We start from the raw sequence: 5,480 nt of genomic DNA, 5'->3' as shown, positions 1-5,480 counted from the left end.
GCCCCAGCCCCAGCCCCTAGACCTTGTCCTCGGACGCGGCGGACGCGGCGGGCACGGCGGCCTTCTCCTCCGCCGAAGCGACGGTCTCCGGCGACGCCCCGGCCCTGCCCTGGGAGCGGCGGTCCACCGCGTCCAGGAGCCGCCGCGCCATCGGGTGCGTCCGCACCAGGCCCGCCAGGGTCGTCGTGCCCCGGGTGATGTCGGCGAACGCCCGCCAGGCCGGGCGGAAGCCGGTGATCGCGGCGTGGAACGCCGTGGGGCGCTTCTCGAAGAGCGCCAGCAWCCGCCGGCCCACGCCCATCTCGACGCCCAGGCCCGCCTTGATGGCGAAGGCGTAGTTCAGCGCCTGGCGGCGGGCGTCCACCGCGTCCTGCGCCTCCGCGATCCGCACCGCCCACTCCCCCGCGAGCCGTCCCGAGCGCAGCGCGAACGAGATGCCCTCGCGGGTCCAGGGCTCCAGCAGCCCCGCCGCGTCCCCGCACACCAGCACCCGCCCGCGCGACAGCGGCGAGTCGTCGCTGCGGCAGCGCGTCAGATGCCCGGACGAGATCGCGGGCTCGAACCCGGCCAGGCCGAGCCGGCCGATGAAGTCCTCCAGATAGCGCTTGGTCCCGGCGCCCTCGCCCCGGGCCGAGATCACACCGACCGTGAGGGTGTCGCCCTTGGGGAAGACCCAGCCGTAACTCCCGGGCATCGGGCCCCAGTCGATGAGCACCCGGCCGGCCCAGTCCTCGGCCACCGTCGCGGGCACCGGGATCTCCGCCTCCAGGCCGAGGTCGACCTGGTCGAGCTTGACGCCGACATGTGCTCCTATCCGGCTCGCACTGCCGTCGGCACCGACGACCGCGTGCGCGAGGACGGTCTCGCCGCCGGCCAGGACGACCGCCACCGTGCGGCGGTCGGGCACGGCCGGGCCGTGCTGCTCGACGCGCTGGACCGTCACCCCCGTCCGCAGCTCGGCGCCGGCCTTCTGGGCCGCCTCGACCAGACGGGCGTCGAACTCCGGCCGGTTGACCAGGCCGAAGAGCATCTGCCGGGAGCGGCGGGTGCGTGTCAGTCTGCCGCCCAGGGAGAAGGTGACGGCGTGCACCCGGTCCTCCAGGGGCAGTTCGAACCCGGGCGGCAGGGCGTCCCTCGACGGTCCGATGATGCCGCCGCCGCATGTCTTGTAGCGGGGCAGCTCGGCCTTCTCCAGGAGGAGCACCCGTCGGCCCGCGACCGCCGCCGCGTAGGCCGCCGAGGCACCCGCGGGTCCGGCGCCGACCACGACGACATCCCACACGGACGACTCCTGCGGCTCCTGCGGCTGTGTCCCGGCATCTGCGTTCTCGCTGCTCACGATGGGCTTCTGCTCCTGATCCGACCCGTGGTCAAGCTGACGACGGCATCCTACGGCGCGGTAGCCCCCATCCACCCTGTGGGAGGATCGGCTCTACCTTCGTCATACATTCACATGCACTTGCGTACACGTACTTCAACGTCGCACCCACGAGGAGCGTGCCCATGACCGCGAATCCGATCGCCGAGACCGTCGCCTCACTGATGCCCCGCGCGCAGGCGGAGCTCACGGAACTGGTGGCGTTCCAGTCGGTGGCGGACGAGGCGGTGGCGCCGAGGAGCGAGTGCGAGGCCGCCGCGGCGTGGGTGGCCGGGGCGCTGCGCGCCGAGGGCTTCCAGGATGTGGCGCTGCTCGACACCCCGGACGGCTCCCAGTCGGTCTACGGCTTCCTGCCCGGCCCCGCGGGCGCGCCCACCGTCCTGCTGTACGCGCACTACGACGTCCAGCCGATGCTGGACGAGTCCGCCTGGCTGAGCCCGCCGTTCGAGCTGACCGAGCGCGACGGCCGCTGGTACGGGCGCGGGGCCGCCGACTGCAAGGGCGGCTTCATCATGCACCTGCTGGCGCTGCGCGCCCTGAAGGCGAACGGCGGCGTCCCGGTCTCCGTGAAGGTCATCGTCGAGGGCTCCGAGGAGCAGGGGACCGGCGGCCTGGAGCGGTACGCCGAGGCGCACCCGGAGCTGCTGACGGCCGACGCCATCGTCATCGGGGACACGGGCAACTTCCGGGTCGGTCTGCCGACGGTCACCGCGACGCTGCGCGGTATGACGATGATCCGGGTGCGGATCGACACCTTGGAGGGCAACCTCCACTCGGGCCAGTTCGGCGGCGCGGCCCCCGACGCGCTGGCGGCGCTCATCCGCGTACTGGACTCGCTGCGGGACGAGAACGGGCAGACGGTCGTCGAGGGGCTCTCCGCCGACGCCGCGTGGGAGGGGCTCCAGTACCCGGAGGACGAGTTCCGTAAGGACGCGAAGGTCCTGGACGGGGTGGGGCTGCCGGGCACGGGCACGGTCGCCGACCGCATCTGGGCGCGTCCGGCCGTCACGGTGATCGGGATCGACTGCCACCCGGTGGCGGGCGCGACCCCGTCCATCCCGGCGAGCGCGCGGGCGCAGATCAGTCTGCGGGTGCCGCCGGGCGTGGACGCGGCGGAGGCGACCAAGCTGCTGTTCGCCCACATCGAGAAGCACACGCCGTGGAACGCGCGTGTCTCCTTCGAGCAGGTCGGCCAGGGCCAGCCGTTCCGCGCGGACATCACCAGCCCGGCGTACACCTCGATGGCCGAGGCGATGCGGATCGCGTACCCGGGCGAGGAGATGCAGTCCTCGGGCATGGGCGGCTCGATCCCGCTCTGCAACACCCTGGCCGCTCTCTACCCGAAGGCGGAGATCCTGCTGATCGGGCTGAGCGAGCCGGAGGCGCAGATCCACGCGGTGAACGAGAGCGTCTCGCCGCAGGAGCTGGAGCGGCTCTCGGTCGCCGAGGCGCACTTCCTCCTCAACTACGCGCGCTCCAAGCAGACCTGACGAAACATCACGTCACGTCCTCCCAAGTAGGGCCGTGACGCTCTGGGCGGAATCGCGCAGAGCGTAGATCCGTGCGGCGGACCCCGGCGCCGCCGTACGTTCGCCGCATGGATCTCGTACCGGTCACTCCCGAACTGCACATGTTCCGCTTCCCCATCGGCCAGGCCTATCTGTGGCGCGACGGGGACGAGTTGACGTTGGTGGACGCGGGTGACGTCAACGCCGCGGCCCCCATGGAGAAGGCGATACGGGACCTCGGTCTCGACCCGGGCGCCCTCCGCAGGATCGTGGTCACCCACGGCCACCGGGACCACTACGGCGCGGCCGAGGAGCTGGCCGGAAGGTACGGGGCCGAGGTGATCGCGCACCGGCTGGACGCGCCGGTCATCCGGGGCGAATGGCCGGTGCCCGAGCCCGATCTGCTGGAGTGGGAACTCCCGCTGTACGAGCACGCGTTGACGGTTCCCGAGGCCCCGCCGACCCGGGTCGACCGCGAGGTCGGGGACGGCGAGGTGCTGGACTTCGGCGGGGGCGCGGTGGTGGTCCACTCCCCCGGTCACACCGCCGGCTCGATCGGCGTCCATCTGCCGCGCCACGGCGTGCTCTTCACCGGGGACTGCGTGGCCGGGGTCGGCCAGGTGATGCTGGGCGTCTTCAACGTGGACCGCGCCCGCGCCCGGGACTCCTTCCGCCGTCTCGCCGCGCTCGCCCCGTCCGTGGCGTGCTTCGGTCACGGGGACCCGCTGACGCGGGACGCGGCGAGGGTGCTGCGCGAGACGGCGGAACAGGACTGACGGCCGGCGCGCCGGGCGCGGGGCGCTCAGCCCACCGGCACCCCCGCCTCCAGGTTGAGCACCGTCGACTTCTCCCGGGCCCGCAGCGCCCAGCGCAGCCGTTCGTAGCGGGCGGGCGGCAGCAGCCGGGACGCCTCCTCCTCCCCGACGAACCGCCAGTCGCGCAGTTCGGAGCCGGGCAGCAGGACCTGTCCGGCCCCGGCGCTGTCGAGCCGGCCGCCGTCGAAGAGCAGCCGCAGCCCGCCGTAGCCCGGCGGGGCGGGCGGCTCCCAGTCGACGACCAGGAGCCGGGGCACCCGGTCGAGCCGTATCCCGATCTCCTCCTCGACCTCGCGCATGCCCGCCCGGGCGGGCGCCTCGCCGCGCTCCACCACCCCGCCGGGGAACTCCCAGCCCGGCTTGTACGTCGGATCCACCAGCAGCACCCGGTCGCTCTCGTCGAAGAGCAGCACCCCGGCGGCGAGCGTCTCGGCGGTCGGCTCCGGGGTCTGGACGATCTCGCTGACGGGTGCGGCTTCCGTGCGTACGGCCTCGGCGATGCGCTCGGCGGTCTCGCGCGGGGTGAGGGCGCCGTTGTCGACGGCGTGGGCGTCCCGGCCCAGCCAGTCGAGGGCGGCCCGGTAGGGCTCGATGTGCTCGTACGCCCACTGGCGGCAGCGCTCGCTCGCCTCGGGGTCGTCGGGGACTTCGACCCGGGCGGCTATCCGGCCGCGCAGGATCGTTTCCTCAGGTGTCAGGAGCACATGCCGCACCGCTATGCGCCGGGAGGCGAGGCCGCCGAATATCTCGTCGCGGTACTCCTGCCGCAGCAGCGTCATGGGCACCACGAGCACCCCGCCGACCTCGGCGAGCAGCGCGGCGGCGCCGTCCACCACCAGCCGCCGCCAGCTGGGCAGGTCCTGGTAGTCACCGACCTCCGCGAGACGCTTCTGCGGGAGCAGGTGCTTCAGTACCGCGCCGATCACCTCGGGGTCGTACAACGTGCTGTTCGGGATCAGGTCGACCAGTTCGCGCGCGGTGCTGGTCTTGCCCGCGCCGAACGCACCGTTGATCCAGACGATCACGGTTGCCCCCTCTTCCATAGCCCCCAGTGGATTGCCCGCAACAGAGTGCCACGGAATCGCCGGGGCGGAACCGGGCGTCCTGATCTTGTACACAACTGTGGCGCCCTTGTTGCACATCCGTCCGAGCCATTCCGGCCGCCCGACGCGTCCTTCTCCCCAGGGCACCGGCCACGGGGGGCCGTAACGCATCCGACGAGAACGTCGTTGTGCGAGTGCCGGAAGAGAGTGAGGGGGTGCGGCGGATGCGTCGTACTGTGCTGGAGCGCTTTCCCGCGGGCGGCCCGCGCGGCAGCTGGCCCGCCGAGGAGTTCGCGCGCGACCGCCGCGACGAGGGCGTGCCGGCGGAGGTCGTGATGGACCTGGAGTCGGACGCGTTCCTGGTGGTCGTCCGCCAGTACGCGCCGGAGCCCGCCCACTGACCCCCGCCCGCGCCGGCCCGCTACCGGTAGAAGACCGCGACGCCCCGGTGGTGGGAGCAGGCGCCCTGGTGGTGGGCCGCGAACGAGTACGTGCCGTCGTTGCAGAGGGCGGTGGCTCCGCCGTGGTCGCCACCACTGCCGCCTGAGTCGTCGGAGTCGTCAGACCCGCCGGAGGTGCTGCCGGAGCCGCCGGAGGTGCTGGACCCGCCGGACGATCCGGAGCCGCCCCCGTCGTCGGCGCCACCGGACGCRCTCCCCCCGTCCGATCCGTCGTCGCCCGGGGTCACGTCGGGCGACAGCAGCGGGGCCGGCTCGGAGGGCGTGGGCGTCGGGGT

At 73.1% G+C, this 5,480-nt stretch carries 6 protein-coding genes; 3 read left to right on the top strand and 3 right to left on the bottom strand.

The genetic code is table 11. From position 1 onward, the window contains the following. Nucleotides 1-16: 16 nt before the first annotated feature. Nucleotides 17-1,339 (bottom strand): geranylgeranyl reductase family protein, encoded by a 1,323-nt coding sequence (locus ACJA3G_RS28920; protein WP_406555986.1) that lies wholly within the window; start codon nucleotides 1,337-1,339, stop codon nucleotides 17-19. Nucleotides 1,340-1,503: 164 nt separating this feature from the next. Between ACJA3G_RS28920 and ACJA3G_RS28915 the strand changes: the two genes are divergently transcribed. Both ACJA3G_RS28915 and ACJA3G_RS28910 read left to right on the top strand, forming a co-directional pair. Continuing rightward, nucleotides 1,504-2,868 (top strand): dipeptidase, encoded by a 1,365-nt coding sequence (locus ACJA3G_RS28915; protein ID WP_406555985.1) that lies wholly within the window; start codon nucleotides 1,504-1,506, stop codon nucleotides 2,866-2,868. Between the two features lie 107 nt (nucleotides 2,869-2,975). After that, nucleotides 2,976-3,662 (top strand): MBL fold metallo-hydrolase, encoded by a 687-nt coding sequence (locus ACJA3G_RS28910; protein ID WP_406555984.1) that lies wholly within the window; start codon nucleotides 2,976-2,978, stop codon nucleotides 3,660-3,662. A 26-nt stretch (nucleotides 3,663-3,688) separates the two neighbouring features. On the opposite strand, the gene ACJA3G_RS28905 is transcribed toward ACJA3G_RS28910, so the two are convergent. Continuing rightward, a complete protein-coding gene (locus ACJA3G_RS28905) occupies nucleotides 3,689-4,726 on the bottom strand; it encodes an NUDIX domain-containing protein (RefSeq protein WP_406555987.1) in 1,038 nt (345 codons plus the stop codon). A 242-nt stretch (nucleotides 4,727-4,968) separates the two neighbouring features. Here ACJA3G_RS28905 and ACJA3G_RS28900 point away from each other — a divergent pair, with 242 nt between their 5' ends. Beyond that, nucleotides 4,969-5,145, top strand: coding sequence for a hypothetical protein (locus ACJA3G_RS28900; protein ID WP_406555983.1), 177 nt, complete (start codon nucleotides 4,969-4,971; stop codon nucleotides 5,143-5,145). A gap of 20 nt (nucleotides 5,146-5,165) precedes the next feature. Here the strand turns inward: ACJA3G_RS28900 and ACJA3G_RS28895 are convergent. Beyond that, nucleotides 5,166-5,480: DUF3761 domain-containing protein (locus tag ACJA3G_RS28895; protein ID WP_406555982.1), on the bottom strand; the 315-nt coding region annotated here is incomplete at its 5' end.

The organism is Streptomyces sp. YS-3 (genome assembly GCF_045257485.1).
GTDB lineage: Bacteria > Actinomycetota > Actinomycetes > Streptomycetales > Streptomycetaceae > Streptomyces.
The sequence above is the reverse complement of the archived record's forward strand: the minus strand, read 5'-3'. Positions and strand labels throughout refer to the sequence as shown.